This window comes from Aeromonas sp. EERV15 (genome assembly GCF_900079845.1).
Lineage (GTDB): Bacteria > Pseudomonadota > Gammaproteobacteria > Enterobacterales > Aeromonadaceae > Aeromonas > Aeromonas sobria.
Map to the genome: position 1 here is coordinate 94,799 of NZ_FKKY02000011.1, position 24,657 is coordinate 119,455.

A 24,657-nucleotide genomic window follows, 5' to 3' on the forward strand; every position below is an offset into this window, starting at 1 on the left:
ACAAGAGAGGAAGCGAGCGTGCAAGCAGAACAGATTGTGTGGGATCAGGCCCTGATCGAAAAATATAACTACAGTGGCCCGCGATACACCTCTTATCCCACTGCGCTGGAGTTCAACGAGAGCTTCGGCTATCCGGATTTTGTCCGCGCTGCCGGCCAGTATCCCGAGCGCAATCTGTCGCTCTACGTGCATATCCCTTTCTGTCACAAGCTCTGCTATTACTGCGGCTGCAACAAGGTCATTACCCGCCATCAGCACAAGGCTGACGAGTACCTTGACTACCTCGAACAAGAGATCAAGGCGCAGGCTCCGCTCTTCAAACATCGGCTGGTCACCCAGCTGCACTGGGGCGGTGGTACACCCACCTATCTGGATGAAGCGCAGACGCGCCGCCTGATGGCGATGCTGCGTGAGCACTTCCATTTCGCCGAAGAGGGGGAGTTCAGTATCGAAGTCGATCCGCGCGAGATCGCCATTACCATGCTGGATGTGCTGCGAGACGTCGGCTTCAACCGTATCAGCCTTGGGGTGCAGGATTTCAACAAGGATGTGCAGGTCGCGGTCAACCGCGAGCAGGACAACGACTTTATTAAAGCCATGTTGGAACGGGCCCGCGAACTGGGTTTCCGCTCGACCAACCTAGACCTTATCTATGGCTTGCCGCATCAGGATCGTGCCAGCTTCCACCATACGCTGGAAGAGGTGCTCAAGACGGATCCGGCGCGCCTCTCCATCTTCAACTATGCCCATCTGCCGAGTCGCTTTGCCGCCCAGCGCAAGTTGAAAGAGGCGGATATGCCTGCTCCGCAGGAGAAACTGGCCATGTTGCAGGATACTATCTCCTTCCTCACCGGTCAGGGTTACCAGTTTATCGGCATGGACCATTTTGCCAAACCTGATGACGAGCTGGCGGTCGCGCAGCGCGAGGGCAAGCTGCACCGCAACTTCCAGGGCTATACCACCCAGGGTGATTGCGATCTGCTGGGGCTGGGGGTCTCCTCCATCAGCATGATCGGTGATGCCTACTCCCAGAATCAGAAAGAGCTAAAAGCGTACTACGCCCAAGTTACAGAGCTGGGCCATGCTCAGTGGAAAGGTTGCTCGCTCAATCAGGATGACCTGATCCGCCGTGAGGTGATCAAGCGGCTCATCTGTGATTTTCGCCTTAACTTTGCCGCTGTCGAGCAGATGTTCGGTCTGAACTTCAAGGAGTATTTCGCTGAAGATCTCAAGCTGCTGCAGACCTTCATTGACGATGGTTTGGTGCGCATGACAGATGCTGGGCTGGAGGTTTCCTCCACGGGGCAGCTGCTGATCCGCAATATCTGCATGTGTTTCGATGTCTATCTGCGCAACAAGGCGCGCCAGCAGCAGTTCTCCCGCGTGATATAAGTTGTGTTTGTCGATCAGAAAACAGAAAGGGGCGTTATCGTGGCGCCCCTTTCATATGTATTTTTGCTTAAGCAGCGGGTCTGGAAGGTTCTGGCAAGAAGGCACTGCGCTGAGGCAAGCAATGGGGCGGTGAAACGCAGATAAAAAGATGGGGGCGACTTGCGTCGCCCCCGGTAGTCGTATCGCTCATATCCTTGAACGAAGTTGCTCCCTGCAATCCCTGACTGTTTACCTCTTCCTTTAGGTTTCCCCTTCCCAATCCTTTGGGGTGTCCTTTAGCCATCTTGGCCTGACGAGTCATCCTGTCCCGTCGCACTTTCTCCGTCCTGGGAGGTGTCCTTTACCACATCCTGTGGCGAGTCCATTTGCCTAACCCTGGCAGCCAGTCTTCCTGACCGACTTCATTGCGTCCGTGCATGAGTAACTATAAGGATTTTCTTACCGGCTACAACGTCAGATTGGAAAACGTTTTTTTCATTAGCTGTTTAGAAAGCAGGGCGTTTCTATTTATTCATTTATAAACATGATGTTAAGTGTTCTGTTGTCATGTTTTAAGATCCCATCTTCCGATTATCTCGGGGATCTTTTCGGCGGTTGGCTTACATATGGAATGGCAGATCTCTTACGCGGCTTTTTGGTTACTTTGGAAACAGATTTTGCGGTCTGATGATGGTCATTCTGAGTCGATTGGTGAGGCACAAAAAGATCGGTTTAATGGGGAAATTATGAGCGCTGGTTGAGCCGCTCATAGATGGTCTGACGCTCTTCCGGAGTGAGCGAAGAGAAGTAGTGAGTGAAAAGGCGCAGCAGCAGGGATTTGTTCATACCATCTTGCTGGGTCAGGTTGCCCAGTTCATCAATGGCCACCGCGCTCATCGAGAAGGTGGCCTTCTTATAGCTGGGTTTAAGGTGCTCACCACTCTCGATAAAGGCCAGTGCGGACAAGGCTTCATCCCTATGCTGGTTCAGTTCCAGGCTGACCACCTTGGGGGTGCCTTTTGCGTAGAACTCCGCATCTTCGATAAACTCGTCAACGGTGAACTTCTTTTGATGATGTAACTGGTGCTTTTTTTTCAGATCAGCCAGGCCCATCTCATACCCCCACTTGCAGGAACTCTTTGGCGATGGTCCTGATCTCTTCGGCAGATTTGCCGTCAGGCTCGATCTCCATCACTGATAACCCCTTTTCCTCGCTGTCATCGTAAACATTGCGGCCGTAGGTGATGGCATTCAGCACGTCGACACCGAATGAGGAGCAGACCTCCTTCGCCTCCAGAATGCGCTTGACCTGATTGGGCAGGGCGGGGCACTGGGTCAGCACTACTGCTGCATTGAGGGTCGGATTGACCATCTTGCAGGTGGTGATGAGGTCTTCCATGTGGGGCAGGGTTTTGAGGTCGCGACGCTTGGGACGCAGGGGGATCAGGGCGTGAGTGGCGACGGCCATGGTGGAGCGCAGTGCCCGGTTGTCTTGCCCGCCGCAATCTACAATGACGTAGTCGTAGCGGTTTTTCAGGCTGAGCAGGTCGTTGCGAATATTGCCATAGAGCTGAACGCAGTTGATTTGTGGCAGCTCCGGGTTGTCATTGCGCTCCTGAATCCAGTCAGAGGTGGTGCGCTGCGGGTCGCAATCGACCAGCAATACCTCCCCCTGAAATTGGGATCTGAGGTAGACCGCCAGATTTTGTGCCAGGCAGCTCTTGCCACTTCCCCCCTTCTCTCCACCGACCAACAAGATCATGACGTTCCCCTATCCATGAGAAAACTGCTGATTTCAGTATAGGAGGAGCCTGCCTCATCACAAGGCGAGAGGAGTGATGCTCCTCTCGCTGTTTCGACTAGTAATGAACCTTACCTCCATGCCAGCGACAGACATATTCAGGTACCAGCATTTGCGGGGCTTTATCGACATGGCAGACCACCATGGGCATGGCGGGAGCTCCTTCGGCCTGGCTGAGGCCTGGTAGAGCAGTCAGGAACAAAGTGGCGAGCAGCAGCATGGGTTTCATCTTCATAACAACTCCTTGGTTGAACCATCCGTATGTGATCTGGATCACTGTCTGAGTTAAGTCGAGGTTGGTGGCAGTGCAAGGTGAGACCAATAAATTCAACTAATGAAAAAAGTATCAAAAGGCATTGTGATGATTCGCCGGGATAGTTAGCTGCCTGGATGCGTGCTTTGTGCATATTGAGTTGAATCGGATCGGGAAGAGTATTGCGTGCAGGGCAGGGCGCTAAGGGGGTTACATCAATGCCATGATCTGGGACAAGAAAAGTTTTATGCAATGAAGTGTGGGGATATGAGTTTTTATTTCTCCTCCGATCCGGTGGTCATGCTGATGTATTCAATAGCGAGACGGCAATATTCATTGCTCCTATTTAAATATTTACACTCCATTGATTTTAAAGGTTTTGTTTTTTTCTTGTTTAATCCGGCCATTGACCATGAATGAATAAAAAACGAATCAAACTGAAATATAGCAGGGTGATTGTGCATGGCTATTCATCATGCGGTGTTTGGAAAATGTGCGATTTGCTACTGGGGTCATAGATTGAGCGGTGAATATATTCAGTTCTGAGTGAATGTGATCAATGTCTAAGTTTGCGTTGGTTCGCAGGTCTAACCTCGGTCTCGAAAGGCAAGGGCAGGATAGAACATAAGCCGAGTACCCTACATAAAGAATATCCCGCCTTAGCCACGAGCATGAATAGAAGGAATCTATTCAATCACTCGCAGGGACCACTGCTAGACGGAATTTAATCATGAGCAAATTTAATGTAGGTTCTGAAGTTGGCCAATTGCGCCGAGTCATGTTGCACCGCCCCAACCTCAGTCTGAAGCGTCTGACTCCTTCCAACTGCCAGGACCTGCTGTTCGATGATGTCTTGTCTGTAGAGCGTGCCGGTCAGGAGCACGACAAATTCGCTCAGGTACTGCGCGATCAGAATGTCGAAGTTTTCCTGCTGACTAATATGTTGGCCGAAACCCTGGATGTGCCGGAAGCCAAAACCTGGCTGCTGCAACATCAGGTCTCCGATTATCGCCTCGGCTCTTCTCTGGCCAACGATGTGCGTTGCTTCCTGGCCGATATGCCGCATCGTGAACTGGCCCGGATTCTGACGGGTGGCCTGACCTACTCCGAGATGCCCCACCGCGGCGTCAACATGGTTGTTGGCATGCACACCCCAACCGATTTCATCATTGAGCCGCTGCCTAACCACCTCTTTACCCGTGATACCTCCTGCTGGGTCTACGGTGGCGTCTCCATCAACCCGATGGCCAAACCGGCCCGTCGCCGCGAAACCAACCATGTGAAGGCCATCTACCGCTGGCACCCGATGTTTGCCGGGCAGGACTTCATCAAGTACTTCGGTGACGAAGACCATGACTACGACAACGCCACCATCGAGGGGGGGGACGTACTGGTCATCGGTCGTGGTGCTGTGCTCATCGGTATGTCCGAGCGTACTACGCCACAAGGGGTTGAGCATCTGGCTCGCAGCCTGTTCAAACATGGTCAGGCCAAACAGGTCATCGCCATGGAGCTGCCGAAACACCGTAGCTGCATGCACCTGGATACCGTCATGACTCACATGGATATAGATACCTTCTCCGTTTATCCAGAAGTGGTTCGCAAAGATCTGCAGTGCTGGAGTCTGACTCCGGGCGGCGCCACCGGCATGAACATCAAGGAAGAGGGTTACTTCGTTACTGCCATCGAGAAAGCGCTGGGTGTGGATCAGCTCAAGCTCATCACGACTGGCGGTGACAGCTTCGAAGCCGAACGCGAGCAGTGGAACGATGCCAACAACGTACTGACCGTACGTCCCGGCGTGGTGGTGGGTTATGAGCGCAACACCTACACCAACGAGAAATATGACAAGGCCGGCATCACAGTTCTCTCCATTCCGGGTGATGAACTGGGCCGTGGCCGCGGCGGCGCCCGCTGCATGAGCTGCCCGATGGAACGCGACAGCATCTGATGAGACGGCGTGGCGCCGGCAGAGGCTGGCGCCACACAGACCCAAAATCGAGATTAACCACTATGAAAAAACCAACTGTCGTCGTCGCTCTGGGTGGCAATGCACTGCTCCGTCGTGGTGAGCCCCTTGAGGCGGATATTCAGCGCAAGAACATTGCCACTGCCGCCAAGACCATCGCCCTGATCGCTCAGGAGTACAACGTGGTGCTGGTGCATGGCAACGGCCCGCAAGTCGGCCTGCTGGCCCTGCAAAACAGCGCTTATACCAAGGTCTCTCCCTATCCGCTGGATGTGCTGGGTGCCGAGTCTCAGGGCATGATCGGCTACATGCTGATCCAGGAGCTGAAAAATCTGATGCCGAGCCGCAACGTTACCGCGTTGCTGACTCAGGTGCAGGTTGATCCCAAGGATCCGGCGTTTGCCAATCCGACCAAATTTATCGGCCCCGTCTATGAAGAAGCCGAAGCCCGTGCTCTGGCAGAAGAGAAACACTGGGTGGTCAAGGCTGATGGCAAGTTCTTCCGCCGCGTGGTGCCGTCCCCACTGCCCCAGCGCATCATCGAAGGTGATGCCATCGAAACCCTGATCGCCCAGGGCCACCTCATCATCTGTACCGGTGGTGGTGGCATTCCGGTGACCTGGGATGGCCAGAGCCTGACCGGTATCGAAGCGGTGATCGACAAAGACATGTCTGCCGCCTATCTGGCCAAGCAGATCAAGGCTGACGCCCTGCTGATCCTGACCGACGCCGATGCCGTCTATCTGGATTGGGGCAAGCCGACCCAGCACCCGCTGCGGGTCACCAGCCCGGACGAGCTGGCCGGGGTCAAGTTCGATGCGGGCTCCATGGGACCGAAAGTCGAAGCCTCTTGTGAATTTGTCAAAGCGACCGGCGGCATGGTCGGGATCGGTTCTCTGGAAGATGGCCTCGCCATCCTCAAGGGCGAAGCCGGTACCAATATCGTCGCCACTCGCACTGAACATGCCTAGTTACTGAATCTGTACTGAGAATGCGTAGTCAACACTACTGCCCGAATTGGTCTGCAACAAATATAGAGAGAACTCATCATGGCTTTTAATCTGCGTAACCGTAACTTCCTGAAACTGCTGGACTTCACCCCACGCGAAATCCAATACATGATCGACTTGGCCATCGACCTGAAAAAAGCCAAATACGGTGGCTATGAGCGCAAACACCTGACCGGCAAGAACATCGCCCTGATTTTCGAGAAGACTTCTACCCGCACCCGCTGTGCGTTTGAAGTGGCGGCCTTCGACCAGGGGGCGCAAGTCTCCTACCTCGGCCCAAGCGGTTCCCAGATCGGTCACAAGGAGTCCATGAAGGACACCGCCCGTGTGCTGGGCCGCATGTATGACGGCATCGAATACCGCGGCTACGGCCAAGAGATCGTGGAAGAGCTGGGCGCCTACGCCGGTGTGCCGGTCTGGAACGGCCTGACCAACGAATTCCACCCGACCCAGATCCTGGCCGACTTCATGACCATGCTGGAGCACGGCAAGGGCAAACGTCTGGATCAAATCAAGTTCGCCTACCTGGGTGATGCCCGCAACAACATGGGTAACTCCCTGATGGTCGGTGCCGCCAAGATGGGCATGGACATTCGTCTGGTCGCGCCGAAAGCCTTCTGGCCGGAAGAGGATCTGGTCGCCAAGTGCCGCCTGATTGCCGAAGAGACCGGCGCGCGCATCACCCTGACCGAAGATGTGAAAGAGGGTGTACTGGGCACCGATTTCCTCTACACCGACGTCTGGGTATCCATGGGTGAAGCGAAAGAAGCCTGGGATCAGCGGGTGAAACTGATGACCCCCTATCAGATCAATATGGATGTCATCAACGCCACCAAGAACCCTGACGTGAAGTTCATGCACTGCCTGCCGGCGTTCCATAACGACGAGACCACCATGGGCAAGGAAGTGGCTGAAAAATATGGCATGAAAGGCCTGGAAGTGACCGAGGAGGTGTTCGAATCCGAGCACAGCATCGTGTTCGACGAGGCCGAAAACCGGATGCACACCATCAAGGCAGTGATGGTTGCTACGCTGGGCGACTAAGGTCGCAGTAGTGGTGCCGGGGGGCAACCCCCGGCTTTTCGACCATGTGACAGCGGCATAATACCTCTAACCCTACAACCCGCAGCCTGCATGGATACCACACCCACAGAAGGAAGCTGGACCATGACCAAATTCAAGTTCCCGTCAGCCTACACGATACTGTTTGTGCTGATCGCCCTGGTGGCCGCCCTGAGCTGGATAGTGCCGGCCGGCAAATACGAGATGACCATGAACGAAGCCCTCGGCAAAGAAGTGCCGGTGGCGGGTACCTACAAGCTGGTGGAGGGGAATCCCCAGGGGATCGTTGACGTGCTGCTGGCACCTATCGATGGCCTCTACAACCACGAAACGTATGAGGCAGGCGCCATCGACGTCTCCCTCTTTATCCTGATCATCGGTGGTTTTCTTGGCATTGTGACCAAGACCGGTGCCATTGATGCCGGTATTGAACGTGTTACCGACCGCCTGCGCGGCCGTGAAGAGTGGATGATCCCGATCCTGATGGCGCTGTTCGCCGCAGGCGGCACCATCTACGGCATGGCCGAAGAGTCGCTGCCCTTCTACACCCTGCTGGTGCCGGTGATGATGGCTGCCCGTTTCGACCCGGTCGTCGCTGCGGCAACCGTGTTGCTGGGGGCCGGTATCGGTACCCTGGGCTCTACCATCAACCCGTTTGCGACTGTGATTGCCGCCAACGCGGCCGGTATCTCCTTTACCGACGGTATCTGGCTGCGTGTCGCCATGCTGATAGCTGGCTGGCTGCTCTGCGTTGCCTACGTCATGCGTTACGCCAAGATGGTGCGCAGTGATCCCAGCAAATCCCTGGTGGCTGACAAGTGGGAAGAGAACCGTGCCCACTTCCTCGGCAACAAGAGCGACCAGATGCTGGAGTTCACCCTGACCCGTAAAATCGTGCTGGGTATCTTCGTTGCCGCCTTCGCCGTGATGATCTACGGGGTGGCCGTGCTGGGCTGGTGGATGGCGCAGATCTCCGGTGTGTTCCTGGCTGCAGCCATCATAGTCGGTGTCATCTCCCGCATGAGCGAAGAGGAGCTGACCACCAACTTTATCGACGGTGCCCGCGACCTGCTGGGTGTGGCACTGATCATCGGTATCGCCCGCGGTATCGTGGTGGTGATGGACAACGGCATGATCACTCACACCATTTTGCACAGTGCAGAAGGGATCGTGACCGGTCTTTCTACCGTGGTGTTCATCAACGTGATGTTCGTGCTGGAATTAGTGCTCTCCTTCCTGGTGCCGTCCTCCTCCGGTCTGGCCGTACTGACCATGCCGATCATGGCGCCGCTGGCCGACTTCGCCAATGTGGGCCGCGATCTTGTGGTGACTGCTTACCAGTCAGCCTCTGGTCTGGTGAACCTGGTGACCCCGACCTCTGCCGTGGTCATGGGCGGTCTGGCCATCGCCAAGGTGCCCTATGTGCGCTGGCTGAAATGGGTGGCTCCGCTGCTCGGTATCCTGACCGTGCTGATTGTGGTCTGCCTGAGCCTGGGGGCGCTGCTCTCCTAAGATGACTCGCAAGATGTAACAACAGCTCGCGAGGGTGAATGCCAGTCAGCTAGCCTGACTGGCATTATTTTTTGAATATCCCCGCTGAGCGGTTGATGGGGTAGTCCAGCAGCCACTCTCTGCGCAGAGGGATCGCGAGAGTAAGCGAAGAGGGGAGAGTCCGAAGTACTGAGCGCCGTGACAGGATGAATGAAGTCACGAACGACTGTGATGGCGATAAAAACCCCGAAACCATTCCCATGGTTTCGGGGTTTTTTACCTCTTGCACACCGGGTGATGGCGCCGTGTCAGCAGCAAGGCGTGACGGGTTGGTCTTTCATCGTCCCATTACTGGGTCATGGTCAAGCCGTTGCTGTCGGCCCCGAGTACCAGCGTCTTGCCGGGCACGATGCGACCGGAGAGCAGGGCCTGCGCCAGCGGGTTCTCCACTTTTTGCTGGATTGCCCGTTTGAGCGGGCGTGCTCCGTAGACAGGATCGAACCCGGCGTGCACCAGCTTGTCGAGCAGTGCTTCACTCACTGTCACCTCGTAACCCTGCGCCTCCAGTCGGCCCATCAGGCTCTTGAGCTGGATCCGGGCGATGGATTTGATGTGATCCTCGCCGAGGGGATGGAACACCACTGTCTCGTCGATCCGGTTGATAAATTCCGGCCGGAAGCTGCGGGTCAGCACCTCCATCAGCAGGGCCTTCATCTCCTCGTAATCCTTCTCTGAGTGGTGCTCCTGGATCAGATCAGAACCCAGATTCGAGGTCATGATCACCACAGTGTTGCGAAAATCGACGGTGCGGCCCTGACCATCGGTCAGGCGGCCATCATCGAGCACCTGCAACAGGATGTTGAACACATCCGGGTGGGCTTTCTCCACTTCGTCCAGCAGGATCACCGAGTAGGGGCGACGGCGTACCGCTTCGGTCAGATAACCGCCCTCTTCGTAGCCCACATATCCGGGAGGCGCCCCCACCAGACGGGCCACGCTGTGTTTCTCCATGAACTCGGACATGTCGATCCGCACCATGGCATCCTGGGTATCAAACAGGAACTCCGCCAGCGCCTTGCACAGCTCAGTCTTGCCTACCCCGGTGGGCCCCAAAAACAGGAAGGAGCCGATAGGGCGGTTCGGATCCGACAGTCCGGCACGGGAGCGGCGAATGGCGTTGGAAACGGCTTCAACCGCCTCTTCCTGCCCGATCACCCGGCTATGCAGTTGCTCTTCCATCCGCAGCAGCTTGTCACGCTCCCCTTCCAGCATTCGCGCCACCGGAATGCCAGTGGCACGGGCCAGTACGTCGGCGATCTCCACATCGGTAACCCGGTTACGCAGCAGGCTGGTCTCCTGCATCTCGGCCTGAGTGGCGAGATCCAGCTGTTTCTCCAGCTCGGGAATGCGGCCATATTGCAGCTCGGACATCCGGCCCAAATCGCCAGCACGGCGCGCCACTTCGAGATCCTGACGGGCTTGTTCCAGTGCTGCCTTGATATGCTGGGTACCGGCAAGGGCGGCCTTCTCGGCCTTCCATACTTCGTCCAGTTCGTTGTATTCCCGATCTTTTTCGCCAATCTCCTGATTGATCAGATCCAGCCGTTTGCGACTGGCGTCGTCGTCCTCCTTCATCAGCGCCTGCTGTTCGAGCTTGAGCTGGATGATGCGACGCTCGAGGCGATCGAGGGCTTCCGGCTTGGAGTCGATCTGCAGCCGGATGCTGGCTGCCGCCTCGTCAATCAGGTCGATGGCCTTGTCCGGCAGCTGGCGATCCGCAATGTAGCGGTGGGACAGCTGGGCAGCCGCCACAATGGCGGGGTCGGTGATCTGCACATGGTGGTGCAGCTCGTAACGCTCTTTGAGGCCGCGCAGGATGGCGATGGTGTCCTCCACGCTCGGCTCTTCCACCAGTACCTTCTGGAAACGGCGCTCAAGCGCAGCATCTTTCTCGATGTACTGACGGTACTCGTCCAGTGTGGTCGCACCAACGCAGTGCAGGTCGCCACGGGCCAGTGCCGGTTTCAGCATATTGCCGGCATCCATGGCCCCTTCGCCCTTGCCGGCGCCGACCATGGTGTGCAGTTCGTCGATAAAGAGGATGACATTGCCTTCCTCTTTGGCCAGATCGCTCAGCACCGCTTTGAGCCGCTCTTCAAATTCACCACGATACTTGGCACCGGCCACCAGTGCCCCCATGTCGAGGGAGAGGACACGCTTGTTCTTCAGCCCTTCCGGCACTTCGCCGTTGATAATGCGCTGGGCCAACCCTTCCACGATGGCGGTCTTGCCGACCCCGGGAGCACCGATCAACACGGGGTTGTTCTTGGTGCGGCGTTGCAGCACCTGAATGGTGCGGCGGATCTCGTCATCACGACCGATCACCGGGTCGAGTTTGCCGAGTTCGGCTCGCTCGGTCAGATCTATGGTGTACTTCTCCAGCGCCTGACGGTTCTCTTCGGCATTGGCATCTTCAATTTTTCTGCCACCTCGCACCTTGTCGATGGCAGTTTCAAGCTTCTCTTTACTCAGGCCCTGAGCGCGCAACAGCTCACCCAGATTGCCTTTCTCGTCGAGGGCTGCCAGCACGAACAGTTCGGATGAGATGAACTGATCCTTGCGCTGCTGGGCCAGTTTGTCGCAGACGTTGAGCAGGCGGCCGAGGCCGCTGGAGAGCTGAACATCCCCCTCTACCCCGCTGACCTTGGGCAGTCGATCCAGCTCTTCGCCAAGGCGCGAGCGCAGGGTATTGATGTCCATTCCGGTCAGAGTAAGCAGTGGACGGATTGATCCGCCGTTCTGATTGACCAGTGCGGTCATCAAGTGGACGGGTTCGATAAATTGGTGATCATGACCCAGTGCAAGTGACTGGGCATCGGAAATAGCAACCTGGAATTTGCTGGTCAGGCGATCGAGACGCATCGCACTCCCCCTTTGAGGCAGACGCCGCTTGCGCGGCAAACAACATAACTTTCTGACAAGAAAGATGCGGCCCGTACGGGTTATTTCAAGGGGTAGGGCTGGTTATTTTTTCTGCAAAACGGGGGAGGGGCGGGATCCCCGTCCTTTTGAGCCAAAGGACGGGGAGCGCAATCAGGCCGTCAGCCAGATAAGGGAGGCCATCCGGCCGGTCTGGCCATCGCGGCGATAGGAGTAAAACTGCTCGCCATCGCTGAAAGTGCAGTGCTCACCGCCGTACACGGCGTTCACCCCGGCGCGGGTCAGTCTCAGTCGGGCCAGCTGGTAGATATCCGCCAGCCACTTGCCCTCGTTGGGGGAGGGTACAAAGGCTGCCGCCGCCTCGGCCTGCTCCGCCATAAAGGCATCGCGCACCTCACCACCCACTTCGAACGCGGTGGGGCCAATGGCCGGGCCAAGCCAGGCCAGGATATCGACAGGATCGCAAGCCATGGCGGCGATACTTGCCTCCAGCACGCCCTCTTTCAGTCCGCGCCAGCCAGCGTGGGCGGCGGCGACCACAGTGCCAGCCCGATCACAAAACAGCACCGGCAGGCAGTCGGCGGTCATTACGATGCAGGCCTGCTCCACTTCATGGGCGCAAGCCGCGTCGGCATCCGGCGCCTGCTCATAATGGCAACTGACCGGATGAACGACTGTGCCATGTACCTGATTAAGCCAGTTGAGGGGGGCAGGAATGGCCGCTACCCGTTGCAGGTGGCCACGATTGGCCTCGACCCGCGCCAGATCATCCCCCACATGGGCGCCCAGATTCAGCCCGGCGAAAACCCCCTCGCTTACCCCGCCATCCCGAGTGGTTGACAGGGCTCTGACGTTGGCCGGAGCAGGCCAGTCAGGTTCGATCCATTTCATCTGTGACTCCTTCAATTTCACCGATATAAAAACGGGGCGCCTTAGCTGTCATCAGTTAAGGCGCCCCGTTTGGGGTGTCAGACATGCTTGATGGCGGGTTACGGCAAGATCGGTCGCATACCCGCCTTGCTCATCAACTCCAGACGATGTCATCCGGATTAACGAGGGTATCGGCACGCAGCACTTCCATCAGCTCCACCATGTCTTGCGGGGTTGGGGAGTGCCACTGCATCACTTCACCCGTGATGGGGTGAGCCAGTTGCAGCATGGTGGCATGCAGCGCCTGACGGTTGAAGCTACGCAGCATCTGGGTCAGTTCAGGGGTCGCGTTGCGCAGCAGGCGCAAACGGCCACCGTATGCCGGGTCACCCACCAGCGGGTGCTTGATGTGTGCCATGTGGACACGGATCTGGTGCGTACGGCCGGTTTCCAGGCGCAGACGCAGACGGGTGTGACCACGGAACTTCTCATGTACCCGATAGTGAGTCACGGAAGGTCGGCCATTGGGTACCACATCCATATGGGTACGCTGGGTTGGGTGACGCCCAATCGGCGCATCCACAGTGCCGCCTGCGGTCATGTGACCGATGGCGATTGCTTCGTACTCACGGGTGATCTGGCGCGCCTGCAGTGCTTCCACCAGATGAGTCTGGGCTGGCACCGTCTTGGCAACTACCATCAGACCTGTGGTGTCTTTATCCAGACGGTGCACGATGCCGGCACGGGGCACTTCGGCAATGCTGGGGTAACGGTGCAGCAGGGCATTGAGGATGGTGCCATCCGGTGTACCTGCACCCGGGTGAACCACCAGTCCAGCCGGTTTGTCGATCACCAGAATATGCTCATCTTCATAAACGATGTTGAGCGCGATATCCTGGGCATCCCAGCGGGTGTCATCTTCCAGCTCGACATCCACATGCACCTGTTGCCCGGCAATCACTTTCTCGCGCGGGGTGTTGGCAACCTGACCGTCCAGGGTCACTCTGTCCTGTAAAATCCACTCCTTGATGCGGGTGCGGGAGTAGTCTGGAAACAATTCGGCCAGGGCCTGGTCGAGTCGCTGCCCGAATTGGTGATCCTGGAATTCGCCTGTCAGTTCAATATGCTGGCTCATGTATGGTCTCTTGAGCGGGGGGTATCAATTCGAAATAATCAGGGTATTCTAGCTTTTCTTTTAGCCAAGCATAACGGATACTTTGCCAATTTCGTGGAAATGGACCGGATGTTGTTGATGGGAAAGAAGTCTCACCTGCTGATGTCGCTCGCCTTGGTCGCTACCTTGATCACGGGCTGTTCCAGCACCAAACCCAAGGTACCCGACGAACCGCCGGAGACCCTGTACCAGAAAGCACGCCTCAAACTGGATGTTGGTAATTACGTGCAAGCTACTGAATTACTTGAGGCTTTGGACTCTCGTTATCCGTTCGGTGCTTACTCTAACCAGGTTCAGCTTGACCTTATCTATGCCTACTACAAGCAGGATGACACCGCTCAGGCGATCGCCAATATCGACCGTTTTATCCGCCTTAATCCGGCGCATAAAAATATCGATTACGTCTTCTATATGCGCGGCTTGACCAACATGGCGGCGGATTATAATTTCTTCCAGGACTTGTTCGGAATCGATCGGGACGACAAAGACCCAGCTTATGCCCGTCAGGCCTTCCAGGATTTCAAGACCCTGCTGCAGAATTATCCCAACAGCGTCTATGCCGCCGATGCGCGCGCTCGCATGACTGGCTTGAAGAATCGCTTGGCCAGATATGACCTGAGCGTGGCCAAGTACTACGTCAAGCGTGATGCATTGGTCGCAGCGGCCAACCGGGCCAAGCTGATTGTCGAGACTTATCCCGACACCGCTGAAACCGAGGCGGCGCTGGAGATCATGGTCGAGTCCTACGAGACCCTGAAGATGCCGCAGCTGGCCAAGAATGCCCGTGAAGTGTTGGCAAAAAACTACCCGGACAATCGCCTCGGCCGTGGCTGAGTAATGTGAATGAACCGGTAACAAAAAACCGATGCCAAGGCATCGGTTTTTTTATGCCTGCAATTTATCCGCAGACTACCGCGGTCTGCGGATAAATTGGCTGACGGCGCAGCTGATGCGCCGTCATTACTGTTCGGCTATTTGGCTACATTGCCTGCCACGTTCAGGGCATCCCAGGTGCGGGAGAAGGGCGGGGCATAAGCGAAGTCCAGCATGCCGAGCTGCTCGGTGGTCACTCCCATGGTGATGGCCACCGCCAGCGCGTCGATGCGGTGTACCGCCCCCTTGCGACCGAGGATCTGACCGCCCAGCAGCCGCTTGCTGCCCGCCTCATAGACCAGCTTGACGTGGATGTCAGACTGACCCGGGCAGTAGTTGGTGTGGCACTTGTCCTTGATCACCACGGTGCGATAGTCGATGCCCATCGCCTTGGCTTCCTGCTCGGAGAGGCCGGTACGGCCCGCTTCCAGCCCCAGCACCTTGAGCGCTGCAGAGCCGAGGGTGCCAGGGAACTCCTGCTCGGCCCCCGCCAGGTTCTCGCCCACCATGCGGCCCAGCTTGTTGGCAATGGTGGCGAGCGGCACATAGACCTGTTGCTGCTTCACGCTGTGCCAGACGCTTGCACAGTCACCGGCCGACCAGACGTTGGCCAGCGAGCTGCGCCCCTGACGGTCCACCTTGATGGCGCCGTTGCCGAGCCGTTCGATGCCGGTGTCGGCCAGAAACTCGGTGTTGGGCTTGACCCCGGTGCAAACCACCACGATATCGGCCTCGTACTCGCCCTGGCTGGTTCGCACGCCGGTGACCCGGCCATCCCCCAGCAGCGCTTCAACTCGCTCACCCAGATGGAGAGAGACCCCTTGCTCGCGCAGTTCGGTTTCGATGTGTTGGGTGATCTCGCCATCAAACGCATCAGGGATGACCCGATCCGCCAGCTCGATCAGCCGCACCTCTTTGCCCTGATGGACCAGCGCCTCGACCACTTCCAGCCCGATAAAGCCGGAGCCAATCACCACTGCGCGGCGATTGCTTTTGTCTTGCACCGCCGCTTTCAGCGCCAGTCCGTCAGCCATCCGGCGTAGACCGAATACCCCTTGCTGCTGCAAGCCGGGGATGGGAGGCATCACTTCGCGGGCACCGGTGGCGATCATCAGCCGATCGTAGCGATCGGTGAAGGTGTCGCCGTTGTGCTCCACCTGCAGGGTCTGAGCCGCCGCGTCAACGCTCAGCACCCGATGGCCAATCTTGACCTCGATCCCCTTGGCAGCGAACTGCTCGGGGGTGAACTCGGCCATGTAGCCGGGCTCCTGAAACTCGTCACCGACAAAATAGGGCAGACCGCAGGCCCCGAAAGAGATCACCTCGGAGGCCTCATACACCACGATTTCGGCATCTTTGGCCAGACGGCGCGCCTTGGCCGCCGCACTCATACCGGCGGCTTCGCCACCGATGATCAGAATTCTCATAGTTTTTCCTCTCAATGGCGCAGGGAGGGCATGCCCTCCCTGCGGTCTATGGCGGGAAAGGGTCGCCCCTTTCCACGCGCAGATCAACCTGCAGCAAATCAGACGGTGGACTCTTCGCCGTCCAGACTCACTTCGTGATCGCTGTTGAACACATGCATGTCGGTTTCGCCCATCAGGCGGCTGGTAACCGTCCCTGCGGTGATGGAGCCGGAGACGTTCAGTGCGGTGCGGCCCATGTCGATCAGCGGCTCGATGGAGATCAGCAAGCCAGCCAGCGCCACCGGGAAGTCCAGTGCGGAGAGTACGATCAGCGCGGCAAAGGTAGCACCGCCGCCAATCCCGGCCACCCCGAAGGAGCTGACGGTGATAATGGCGATCAGGGTCATGATGAAGCCGGGATCCATCGGGTTGACCCCGACTGTCGGAGCAATCATCACCGCCAGCATCGCCGGATAGATACCGGCACAGCCGTTCTGGCCGATGGTGGAACCGAAGGAGGCGGCGAAGTTGGCGATCCCTTCCGGAATACCCAGTGACTTGGTCTGGGTCTGTACGTTCATCGGGATGGAGCCCGCGCTGGTGCGCGAGGTGAAGGCAAAGGCCAGCACCGGGGTGATCTTCTTGAGGAAGCGCAGCGGGTTGATGCCGACCATGCTCACCAGCAGCAGGTGTACCGCGAACATGATAGCGATGGCACCATAAGAGGCCATGACGAAGCTAAGCAAGTTGATGATGTCGGTGTAGTTGGAGCCAGAGACCACCTTGGTCATCAGCGCCAGCACGCCAAACGGAGTCAGGCGCAGCACCAGGGTCACCATTCGCATCACGATGGCGTGAGCCACGGCGATGAAGTGACCGAAACTGGCGAAGATCTCCGGCTTTTTGCGAGCTATGCCGGTGGCAGAGATGCCGATGAAGATGGAGAAGATCACCACGGCGATGGTGGAGGTCTTGCGCGCCCCTGTCATGTCGAGGAAGGGATTGGCAGGGATGAACTCCAGCATCATCTTGGCAAAAGACATGCTCTCGACGCTACCAAGGGAGCTTTGCAGCGCGGCACCACGGGCGCTCTCGGCGGCGCCGGAGGTCAGCCCTTCGGCGGTCAGGCCGAACAGGTTGGACATCAGGATGCCCGCACCGGCGGCAATGGCGGTGGTGAAGATCAGTACGCCTATGGTCATGGCGCTGATCTTGCCCAGCGCGGTACCGCCATTGAGCTTCAAGATAGCGCTGATGATGGAGACCATGATCAGCGGGATGATGATCATCTGCAGCAGCTTCACATAGCCGCCACCCACGATATCCAGATAGTCGATGGTCTGGACTATGACTGGTGAACCGGCGCCATAGAGCAGTTGCAGAGCGGCACCGAACAGGATACCGAGGCCCAGACCGGCAAACACCCGGCGGGTGAAGCTCACATGTTTTTGCTGTAACCGGTAGAGAAAGAACAGCAACATGGCCAGGATGGCCAGATTACCGATAACGCTGAATGTCATGGTATGACTCCCCAAAAAGCGGGCTTACGCCCGAGAAATAAGAACAAGCGCCATGCTTGTCCTGGCAACCGTAGTGTCAGACGGCCTGACCCGTCATGACATGAACAAGGGGGTCTGTTGCCCCTTAGCGCGAACTCAACGCTTCTGCTGTTTCGCTCGCATGATGTTGATGATCTCGATATCGGTATCCAGCATCCCCTTTTTGGAGAGGCGGCCCAGATTGGCGATGGTCTCGTCCACGTCATCGGAGACGATCCCTTCGCTTTGGGGCACATGCAGGTTGTTGATCGCCATCAGCGAGGACTTCACCGCCGCCGAGGTGGAGGTGGAGACCTTCATGGAGCAGGCGCTGCCCGCGCCATCGCAGATGATGCCGGAGACATCGCCAATCATGTTGTTGATGCAGTGGCTGATCTGTTGATACTGACCGCCCAGCAGCCAGGTGATGGCCGCACCGGAGCCCATGGCGGCGGTACTGGCGGCGCAGAGGGCCGACAGCTTGTTCTGATAGGTCTTGATGTAGATGGCCACCAGATGGCTCATCACCAGCGCCCGGGTCAGTTGCTCGTCGCTCGCCTTGAGGAAGCGGGCGGCAGCGACCACCGGCATGGTGGCAGCGATGCCCTGATTGCCGGAACCGGAGTTGGACATGGCGGGCAGCATGGCACCATCCATCCGTGCATCGGAAGCGGCGGAGGAGAGGCGCATCGCCAGGGTCATCAGGTCGTCGGAGAGCAGCTTGCGCTCTACCTGTTCGGTGAGGATCTTGCCGATCTGCAGGCCGTAACCGTGCAGCCCTTCATCTGCCAGTGCCTGATTCATGGTGGCTGCCGCCTTGATGAAGTCGATCTCCGCCAGTGGCACTTCAAGGGCAAACTCCACGATCTGTTGCAAGGTCATGGTTGGCTTGGCGGATTTGGCGGGCTGGATCTGCACCCTAGGCGCGCTGTCTTGCTCCATCAGCACCTCGCCATCCTTTTCCATCAGAATGATGCGAGTGTGGTCGGTACAGATCACCACCCGGGCGCTGTGGCCTTCCACTTCGGCCAGCACCTCGGCGTAGAGCACGTCCGGCACATCCTTCACATCCACCGCAATGCAGGGCAACAGCAGTTTGGCCGCTTCGACCTGCTCTGGCGTCAAGGTGTTGAGCACCTCCAGCCCGGCATCGGGATTGCCGCCGGTGATACCGACTGCCGCCGCCACCGGCAGGCCGATCATGCCGGTGCCTGGCACCCCGACGCCCATGCCGTTCTTGAACAGGTTGCCACTGACCCAGACGCTGATACGGGTCGGAGTTTCCCCCAGCAGCTTGCGACAATTGGCCGCCGCCAGCGCGACCGACATTGGCTCGGTACAGCCCAGGGCCGGTACCACTTCCCGCTTGAGCAGGGTAATAAAGTCGGTCCATTGTGCTTTCATTGCAGTGTTTCTCATGTTCATGGCGCCCGCAGGCCGTTATGGCTTGTTCAGGTCCGCCTTGTGATTGCGGATGTGCAAATAGACGGTATGACGGGAGATGCCGAGCATCCGGGCGACCAGCTGGGCCGCCTCCTTGATCTCGAAGATCCCCATGTCGTAGAGCCGGGTCACTATCTCCTTATTGCGCACCGTGCTGGCGAGTGAACTGTCCTGATCCACCTTCTCAATCACCTGGGTCACCAGATCGTCCACCGAGCTGGCAAAGGTTTCGTTATTGAGCTGCGCCGGTGCGGCAGGCTGCGCAAAGGTATCGAGCAGGCTACCGAGGGAGGTATTCAGACTGAAGTTCACGCAGAGCATACCGATAGGCTTGCCCAGCCGGTTGCTGATGGTGATGGATGAGGACTTCATTAACGCCCCCTCGCGGGTGCGGCTGAAGTAGCTGCTCCACTGGCTACCGGCCTCTCCTTGCAAGCGGTTGAGGGCAAAGTCGGTGACGGGAGCCCCCGCGCCACGGCCAGTGACATGGCCGTTGGCAATCTTGATGACTGAGGCATCCAGATTATCGAAGGCATGCAGCACTACCTCGCAGCCGGCACCAAACAGGGCTGCCAACGCCTCGACGGCCGGTTCGAAACTGGCGATCAGATGGCGTTCTTCATCTGTTAACGCATTGATGTGGTCAGTGGTGGCTGCTGTGGACATATATGAGTAACTTTGAGTAAACCGCAGTTGATTCTACTATCAACAATCTCAACTAATGTTGAGCGGTATCCCCTTTTTGCACGCCATTATGCCCGCCTTTTAACAAAGTGCGAAAAATTGTGAAGGCACGCACAGACGCAGTGGCCAATCAGAGGTGATAGCGGGCCAGCAGCGCTTGATAGGCGGGGGTCTGCCTGAACAGTTTGAGTGCCTCCGAGAAGCGGATAGCCAGCTGATCGTGGCCGGGCTTGTGGGTAAATGCGAGGAAGTTGCGGTTATCATCCGTCAGTGGGAACAGGTGATGGCGCACCTGATCCTGCAGCCCCTGCGTATGCAGCAGATAGCGCCCGACCCGCTCGTTGAGTACCACCCCATCCAGTCGACCGGCCATCATCAGATGCAGCTGTTTAACGGCATTCCCCTCACCGGTCATCGGCATCCGGATCACTCCGGGATCGGTCAGAAATGCCTTGCTGTAGGCGTAGTCGGCCTGAATGCCGATCCTCAGCCCCTTGAGGTCGGAGATCTGCTCGAGATCCACCGGGCGAGCAGCCGGATAGAAGAGCACTTCGCCGCTGTAAGAGAGCGGCTCTTCGGGATAGTGGAGCCACTGCTGGCGGGAGGATTCGAAGAAAATGTCGAGCACCGCATCCCCCTGCTGGAGGTGGGCCTGTTGCAGTACCCGCTTCCAGGGCAGCACCTTTACCTCTGTGCGGTAACCGAGCTGGAGCAGTACGGCGCGGGCCAGATCGAGATCGGCGCCCACCGGCTCGCCCCTGTCATCCAGCATCATATAGGGGGGCCACACTTCTGCCAGCAGAGTCAGGGTTGGAGGTTCATCTGCCCGGGATCCACTGGCCAAACACACAGATAGAATGACCCCGCAATAGAACCATGCTCGTTGCCACGTTTTTCGCCAAGACTGCTGCCACACCATGGGACTATCTCCATATCAATATGATTTGAGCATATACAAAGCCCGGCAATAGACAGGACAAAAAGGCGGCGACTCCGACCAGCGAGGCGTTCAGTGAGAGATCCTGCTGAGATAGAAAAGCCAAAAGCGGTTGACTGAGGAACAGGTCTTTATGCGTATTGAACAGACTCTCGACTTTTTCTATGCCAATAATGCTGCCAGCTCTCACTCTCCCGTTCATTGCCTGCGTTTGTGTTGAAGGAACATACGATGCTCAAGTTTTCCGTGCTGGTAGATGATGATGTCTATCTGCCTGGCTGTTTACCCGAAAAGGGGCTGGCTCTGTTGCTTGAGTGTGATGGTCTCAAGGTGCTGTTTGATAGCGGCCGTGGCCAGGCCTTGCAGCACAATGCTGCTGTGATGGGGATCGATCTCGCTTCGCTCACTCATGTGGTGCTCTCTCACGGCCATTACGACCATGTGGGCGGCATTGGCTCACTTCCTCTCTACCCGACTCCCATCCCGCTGATCGCCTGTCCGGATGTGTTCTGTGAACGGGGCTATTTTCTGTCGCTCCCTTTTTTACGGCGTAACCTCTATCGCCTCTCGGGGGATCTGGAGCAGGAGTCGCTGCTGGCCAGGGGGTTGCTGCCCCACTGTTCGGTCGAGCCGATGTGGCTCTCGGAGCGTCTGGTGTTTCTCGGGAGTATCGCGCGCCGCGACAAGGCTGCCCCTTCCCTGCTTGGCTACATATTGCGAGGGGGGCGAGTGGAGAAGGACATTATCAGCGATGACTCGGCGCTGGCCTACAAAAGTGAGCAGGGTCTGATTGTCTTTATTGGCTGCGGCCACTCCGGGGTCGAAAACATCGTCCAGTGGGCCAAAGAGGTGTGTGGCGACGAGCGGGTCCACGCCGTCATCGGCGGCCTGCATCTTAAGTTTTCCGGCCCACAGCGGGCGGAGGTGCTCGGCACCTATCTGCAGGAAGAGGCGGTAGGCAAACTGTTTGCGTGCCACTGCACTGGCAGCAGAAAGGCGCAGTTGCCACGCCAGTGCCAGATCGGGGCCGGTTTTGAGCACAGTTTTTCGGCGTAAAAAAACGGCAATCCGAAGATTGCCGGGAGGAATGTAGTGACGCGACCTGGCGTGGGTTGAGCGGGTCGCAGGGGCAAGCCCCGGTTTCGCCGCGTGCCATCAGGGATGGCTACACGGCTTACAGCATGTCCGGACTGCGCTCGTTCAGTCCGCACCGCCACACACCTTCAGGGCTACCCGCGTGCCACAGCTTGCGGGCCAGACCTATAAAATCAACTCGTTTACAGCATGCCCTGTACGGCAGCCTTCATCTCTGATGGCCAGACGCCGACTTGAACCTGACCAATATGTTCTTTTTGCAGCAGCAGCATGGCCAGACGGGATTGGCCGATGCCGCCGCCGATGGTTTGCGGCATCCGTGCGGCCAGCAGATCCTGATGCCAGTCATACTGCAGGCGATCTTCATCGCCGGTGATGGCGAGCTGGCGGCGCAGCGCCTCGGCGTCGACCCGGATCCCCATGGAGGAGATCTCGAAGCTGTCTTGCAGTACCGGGTTCCACACCAGAATGTCGCCGTTCAGACCCGCCAGACCCAGCTCGCTGTGGCTGCTCCAGTCGTCATAGTCCGGGGCGCGTACATCGTGGCGCTCGCCGTGGGAGAGGGCGCCACCGATACCGATCAGGAACACGGCACCCAGCTCTTTGGCGATGGCGCGTTCGCGCCCCTTGGCATCGAGGTCCGGGTAGCGGGTCAGCAGCTCTTCGCTGTGCAGGAACTGGATCTCGGCTGGCAGGAAGGGGGTCAACTCATGCTCGGCACAGACCGCGCGCTCGGTGGCCTTGATGGCGGCCCAGATACCGCGCACGGTTTCCTGCAGATAGGCGAGATCGCGGCGCTCGCTCGGCATCACCTTCTCCCAGTCCCACTGATCCACGTAGACAGAGTGGATGGGGGTGAGCTTGTCTTCATCCGGACGCAGCGCCTTCATGTGGGTGTAGATCCCTTCGCCCGGGCCGAAGCCGAAGCGACCCAGGGTCTGGCGCTTCCATTTGGCCAGTGAATGGACCACTTCGTAGCTGTGCTCCGGCAGAGTTTTCACTTTGACCTGCACTGCATTCTCGTGGCCAGAGAGGTTGTCCTGAGTGCCATCACCGACCCGGCTCAGAATGGGGGCTTGCACCTCCATCAGACCCAGTTGTTGGGCGAGTTGGCGGGAGAACATCTCTTTGACAAAGCTGATCTGCTGTTGGCTGCGAATGTAGTGCTGTTTCATGCTGAATTCCTGTTTCAAACCCCGTTGGATGTGATGATTCTTCAACGGAATGACTACTAAATTCAATATTCGATAATAGAAATAGGCTTTGTGTGTTTTTTTCTTCAAAATAAACCGTTATTTAATGAGGTATCGTCAACGGGAGTGCAAAAAAATGCCGGAAAATTACCGGATCGATAATCTCGATCAGGCCATCCTCACCGCCCTGATGGAGAATGCGCGGATCCCTTACGCCGAACTGGCGAAACAACTGGCTGTCAGCCCGGGCACCATCCATGTGCGGGTGGAGAAGATGAAGCAGGCGGGGATCATCGAGGGGACGCGGGTGCAGGTGAACGCGAAGAAGCTCGGTTACGACGTCTGCTGCTTTATCGGGATCAATCTGAAGAGTGCCAAGGATTACCCCTCTGCGCTGGCCAAGTTGCAGGCGCTGGACGAGGTGGTGGAGGCTTACTACACCACGGGTCATTACAGCATCTTTATGAAGGTGATGACCCGCTCCATCGATGAGTTGCAGATTGTGCTGATCAACAAGATCCAGACCATCGACGAGATCCAGTCCACTGAAACCCTGATCTCGCTGCAGAATCCGATCTTGCGGGACGTGAAACCTTGAGTCGGGCTGCATAAGAGTGGCCTAGAGATCCATCTCCCGTGCGAAACCCTGATCTCACTGCAGAACCCGATCCTGCGGGATGTGAAGCCCTGACCGGTTGATCAGGGTTCGATATAGGGGATGGCGTACTTGTCGTAGAGGGCTTTGAGGCTGCCGTTGCGCTTCATGCGCAGCAGCTCGGCATCATAGGCTGCCATCAGGGCGGGGGTCTGTGCATCCGCCCGTGCGCGGGCCCAAGTGTTGAAGTAGGGGCTGCTCTTGAGCGGTTTGGGCAGGTAGTCGACCTTGCCCTCCATCCCCTCTTCCCTGATCTGGGTGAAGGCGGTGACCAGCGGCATGGGCACGGTATCGATCCGTCCAGCCAGCAGTTTGCGTAGTTGCAGCTGGTTCATGGTGATCTCCTGAAACTGATAGGTCGGGTCAGTCATCGCCGCCGCCAGTTCAGGGGTGTAGGAGAAATCCTTGGTCACCCCGATGCGCCAGGGTTTGAGGTCGGCCAGCGTTTCGTAGCGGATCTTCAGCAGGTCTGCCTTGCGCACGAAGAAGTGCCAGCTGTGGCGAAGATGGGCCTGTTGGGGGTAGATGAGATAGCGCTCCCGCTCCGCCTTGTAGGAGTGGGTCATCACCACATCGCAGGCGCCGGTTTCGGCATTGCGGGTGAGGCGGGCAGCGGAGTCGGCCAGTTCGATCCGAAAGGGCGTCGTCAGCTTGTCGAAGATGGCGGTGACGATATCGATATCAAGACCCTGGGGTTTCTGATCGGCAGCGAGAAACTTGAGCGGGGGCTCCATGGTGCCGCAGATCACCAGCTCTTTGGCGGGCAATCCAAGTGGAAACAGCAACCAAAACAGGGGGATCACACGCAAACTACGTCTCCTGAGCCCGTTTGAAGATATTCCAGGACCTGATTCCAGTATATTGGGTAGCAACTGATCCGTGAGAAGCGACT

The 24,657-nt window shown here is 57.6% G+C and carries 21 protein-coding genes; 8 read left to right on the plus strand and 13 right to left on the minus strand.

What is annotated here, in order from left to right:
* The first annotated feature begins 18 nt into the window (after positions 1-18).
* Positions 19-1,392 carry an oxygen-independent coproporphyrinogen III oxidase gene (gene hemN / locus BN4575_RS11530; RefSeq protein WP_068978277.1) on the plus strand — a complete coding sequence of 458 codons (1,374 nt, stop codon included), beginning with the start codon at positions 19-21 and terminating at the stop codon, positions 1,390-1,392.
* 723 nt (positions 1,393-2,115) lie between these two features.
* On the opposite strand, the gene BN4575_RS11535 is transcribed toward hemN, so the two are convergent.
* From BN4575_RS11535 to BN4575_RS22080, 3 genes are all read right to left on the minus strand, one after another.
* Complete coding sequence (locus tag BN4575_RS11535) at positions 2,116-2,484, minus strand: hypothetical protein (RefSeq protein WP_042017982.1); 369 nt, start codon at positions 2,482-2,484, stop codon at positions 2,116-2,118.
* 1 nt (position 2,485) lies between these two features.
* Positions 2,486-3,133 (minus strand): AAA family ATPase, encoded by a 648-nt coding sequence (locus BN4575_RS11540; protein ID WP_042012296.1) that lies wholly within the window; start codon positions 3,131-3,133, stop codon positions 2,486-2,488.
* A gap of 97 nt (positions 3,134-3,230) precedes the next feature.
* Positions 3,231-3,407, minus strand: a complete 177-nt coding sequence (locus BN4575_RS22080) for a hypothetical protein (RefSeq protein ID WP_162850133.1) — start codon at positions 3,405-3,407, stop codon at positions 3,231-3,233.
* Positions 3,408-4,155: 748 nt separating this feature from the next.
* On the opposite strand from BN4575_RS22080, the gene arcA reads away from it, so the two are divergent.
* The 4 genes from arcA (at position 4,156) to BN4575_RS11560 (ending at position 8,978) form a co-directional block, all read left to right on the plus strand.
* Positions 4,156-5,376, plus strand: a complete 1,221-nt coding sequence (gene arcA, locus BN4575_RS11545) for an arginine deiminase (RefSeq protein WP_042017980.1) — start codon at positions 4,156-4,158, stop codon at positions 5,374-5,376.
* Positions 5,377-5,438: 62 nt separating this feature from the next.
* The gene (arcC, locus tag BN4575_RS11550) at positions 5,439-6,365 is read left to right on the plus strand and encodes a carbamate kinase (protein WP_042017979.1); all 927 of its coding nucleotides are present in this window, start codon (positions 5,439-5,441) and stop codon (positions 6,363-6,365) included.
* A 78-nt stretch (positions 6,366-6,443) separates the two neighbouring features.
* A complete protein-coding gene (gene argF / locus BN4575_RS11555; RefSeq protein ID WP_042017978.1) occupies positions 6,444-7,448 on the plus strand; it encodes an ornithine carbamoyltransferase in 1,005 nt (334 codons plus the stop codon).
* Between the two features lie 123 nt (positions 7,449-7,571).
* The gene (locus BN4575_RS11560) at positions 7,572-8,978 is read left to right on the plus strand and encodes a YfcC family protein (protein ID WP_042017976.1); all 1,407 of its coding nucleotides are present in this window, start codon (positions 7,572-7,574) and stop codon (positions 8,976-8,978) included.
* A gap of 327 nt (positions 8,979-9,305) precedes the next feature.
* On the opposite strand, the gene clpB is transcribed toward BN4575_RS11560, so the two are convergent.
* From clpB to rluD, 3 genes are all read right to left on the minus strand, one after another.
* Positions 9,306-11,879, minus strand: coding sequence for an ATP-dependent chaperone ClpB (gene clpB, locus BN4575_RS11565; protein WP_068978278.1), 2,574 nt, complete (start codon positions 11,877-11,879; stop codon positions 9,306-9,308).
* Positions 11,880-12,050: 171 nt separating this feature from the next.
* Entirely contained in the window at positions 12,051-12,788 is a 738-nt protein-coding gene (gene pgeF / locus BN4575_RS11570; protein WP_068978279.1) for a peptidoglycan editing factor PgeF, read from the minus strand.
* A 133-nt stretch (positions 12,789-12,921) separates the two neighbouring features.
* Positions 12,922-13,902 (minus strand): 23S rRNA pseudouridine(1911/1915/1917) synthase RluD, encoded by a 981-nt coding sequence (gene rluD / locus BN4575_RS11575; RefSeq protein ID WP_042017969.1) that lies wholly within the window; start codon positions 13,900-13,902, stop codon positions 12,922-12,924.
* A gap of 117 nt (positions 13,903-14,019) precedes the next feature.
* Here rluD and BN4575_RS11580 point away from each other — a divergent pair, with 117 nt between their 5' ends.
* Positions 14,020-14,775 carry an outer membrane protein assembly factor BamD gene (locus tag BN4575_RS11580; protein WP_042017967.1) on the plus strand — a complete coding sequence of 252 codons (756 nt, stop codon included), beginning with the start codon at positions 14,020-14,022 and terminating at the stop codon, positions 14,773-14,775.
* Positions 14,776-14,912: 137 nt separating this feature from the next.
* On the opposite strand, the gene BN4575_RS11585 is transcribed toward BN4575_RS11580, so the two are convergent.
* The 5 genes from BN4575_RS11585 to BN4575_RS11605 form a co-directional block, all read right to left on the minus strand.
* The gene (locus BN4575_RS11585) at positions 14,913-16,241 is read right to left on the minus strand and encodes a CoA-disulfide reductase (protein ID WP_068978280.1); all 1,329 of its coding nucleotides are present in this window, start codon (positions 16,239-16,241) and stop codon (positions 14,913-14,915) included.
* A gap of 98 nt (positions 16,242-16,339) precedes the next feature.
* Positions 16,340-17,740, minus strand: a complete 1,401-nt coding sequence (locus tag BN4575_RS11590) for an L-cystine transporter (RefSeq protein WP_042017965.1) — start codon at positions 17,738-17,740, stop codon at positions 16,340-16,342.
* A 135-nt stretch (positions 17,741-17,875) separates the two neighbouring features.
* Entirely contained in the window at positions 17,876-19,177 is a 1,302-nt protein-coding gene (locus BN4575_RS11595; RefSeq protein WP_068978307.1) for an L-cysteine desulfidase family protein, read from the minus strand.
* 21 nt (positions 19,178-19,198) lie between these two features.
* Positions 19,199-19,867, minus strand: coding sequence for a helix-turn-helix transcriptional regulator (locus BN4575_RS11600; RefSeq protein WP_042017963.1), 669 nt, complete (start codon positions 19,865-19,867; stop codon positions 19,199-19,201).
* Positions 19,868-20,015: 148 nt separating this feature from the next.
* On the minus strand, positions 20,016-20,735 hold the full coding sequence (locus tag BN4575_RS11605) for a substrate-binding periplasmic protein (protein ID WP_256028957.1): 720 nt from the start codon (positions 20,733-20,735) through the stop codon (positions 20,016-20,018).
* Between the two features lie 318 nt (positions 20,736-21,053).
* Here BN4575_RS11605 and BN4575_RS11615 point away from each other — a divergent pair, with 318 nt between their 5' ends.
* Positions 21,054-21,878, plus strand: coding sequence for an MBL fold metallo-hydrolase (locus tag BN4575_RS11615; RefSeq protein ID WP_068978282.1), 825 nt, complete (start codon positions 21,054-21,056; stop codon positions 21,876-21,878).
* Positions 21,879-22,099: 221 nt separating this feature from the next.
* Here BN4575_RS11615 and asnA read toward each other — a convergent pair whose 3' ends face one another.
* Positions 22,100-23,092 carry an aspartate--ammonia ligase gene (gene asnA / locus BN4575_RS11620; RefSeq protein WP_033135289.1) on the minus strand — a complete coding sequence of 331 codons (993 nt, stop codon included), beginning with the start codon at positions 23,090-23,092 and terminating at the stop codon, positions 22,100-22,102.
* A 154-nt stretch (positions 23,093-23,246) separates the two neighbouring features.
* Here asnA and asnC point away from each other — a divergent pair, with 154 nt between their 5' ends.
* Positions 23,247-23,708 (plus strand): transcriptional regulator AsnC, encoded by a 462-nt coding sequence (gene asnC / locus BN4575_RS11625; RefSeq protein ID WP_033135290.1) that lies wholly within the window; start codon positions 23,247-23,249, stop codon positions 23,706-23,708.
* A gap of 101 nt (positions 23,709-23,809) precedes the next feature.
* Here asnC and BN4575_RS11630 read toward each other — a convergent pair whose 3' ends face one another.
* On the minus strand, positions 23,810-24,574 hold the full coding sequence (locus tag BN4575_RS11630) for a substrate-binding periplasmic protein (RefSeq protein WP_068978283.1): 765 nt from the start codon (positions 24,572-24,574) through the stop codon (positions 23,810-23,812).
* Between the last annotated feature and the right edge of the window lie 83 nt (positions 24,575-24,657).

Bases quoted from the DNA above. Each gene is read 5' to 3' on its own strand.
- asnA (WP_033135289.1), bottom strand. From the start codon at position 23,092: ATGAAACAGCACTACATTCGCAGCCAACAGCAGATCAGCTTTGTCAAA.
- pgeF (WP_068978279.1), bottom strand. From the start codon at position 12,788: ATGAAATGGATCGAACCTGACTGGCCTGCTCCGGCCAACGTCAGAGCC.
- clpB (WP_068978278.1), bottom strand. From the start codon at position 11,879: ATGCGTCTCGATCGCCTGACCAGCAAATTCCAGGTTGCTATTTCCGAT.
- BN4575_RS11580 (WP_042017967.1), top strand. From the start codon at position 14,020: ATGGGAAAGAAGTCTCACCTGCTGATGTCGCTCGCCTTGGTCGCTACC.
- BN4575_RS11535 (WP_042017982.1), bottom strand. From the start codon at position 2,484: ATGGGCCTGGCTGATCTGAAAAAAAAGCACCAGTTACATCATCAAAAG.
- BN4575_RS22080 (WP_162850133.1), bottom strand. From the start codon at position 3,407: ATGAAGATGAAACCCATGCTGCTGCTCGCCACTTTGTTCCTGACTGCT.
- asnC (WP_033135290.1), top strand. From the start codon at position 23,247: ATGCCGGAAAATTACCGGATCGATAATCTCGATCAGGCCATCCTCACC.
- BN4575_RS11615 (WP_068978282.1), top strand. From the start codon at position 21,054: ATGCTCAAGTTTTCCGTGCTGGTAGATGATGATGTCTATCTGCCTGGC.
- BN4575_RS11585 (WP_068978280.1), bottom strand. From the start codon at position 16,241: ATGAGAATTCTGATCATCGGTGGCGAAGCCGCCGGTATGAGTGCGGCG.
- arcC (WP_042017979.1), top strand. From the start codon at position 5,439: ATGAAAAAACCAACTGTCGTCGTCGCTCTGGGTGGCAATGCACTGCTC.
- BN4575_RS11560 (WP_042017976.1), top strand. From the start codon at position 7,572: ATGACCAAATTCAAGTTCCCGTCAGCCTACACGATACTGTTTGTGCTG.
- BN4575_RS11590 (WP_042017965.1), bottom strand. From the start codon at position 17,740: ATGACATTCAGCGTTATCGGTAATCTGGCCATCCTGGCCATGTTGCTG.
- BN4575_RS11600 (WP_042017963.1), bottom strand. From the start codon at position 19,867: ATGTCCACAGCAGCCACCACTGACCACATCAATGCGTTAACAGATGAA.
- arcA (WP_042017980.1), top strand. From the start codon at position 4,156: ATGAGCAAATTTAATGTAGGTTCTGAAGTTGGCCAATTGCGCCGAGTC.
- BN4575_RS11595 (WP_068978307.1), bottom strand. From the start codon at position 19,177: ATGAGAAACACTGCAATGAAAGCACAATGGACCGACTTTATTACCCTG.
- argF (WP_042017978.1), top strand. From the start codon at position 6,444: ATGGCTTTTAATCTGCGTAACCGTAACTTCCTGAAACTGCTGGACTTC.
- rluD (WP_042017969.1), bottom strand. From the start codon at position 13,902: ATGAGCCAGCATATTGAACTGACAGGCGAATTCCAGGATCACCAATTC.
- BN4575_RS11540 (WP_042012296.1), bottom strand. From the start codon at position 3,133: ATGATCTTGTTGGTCGGTGGAGAGAAGGGGGGAAGTGGCAAGAGCTGC.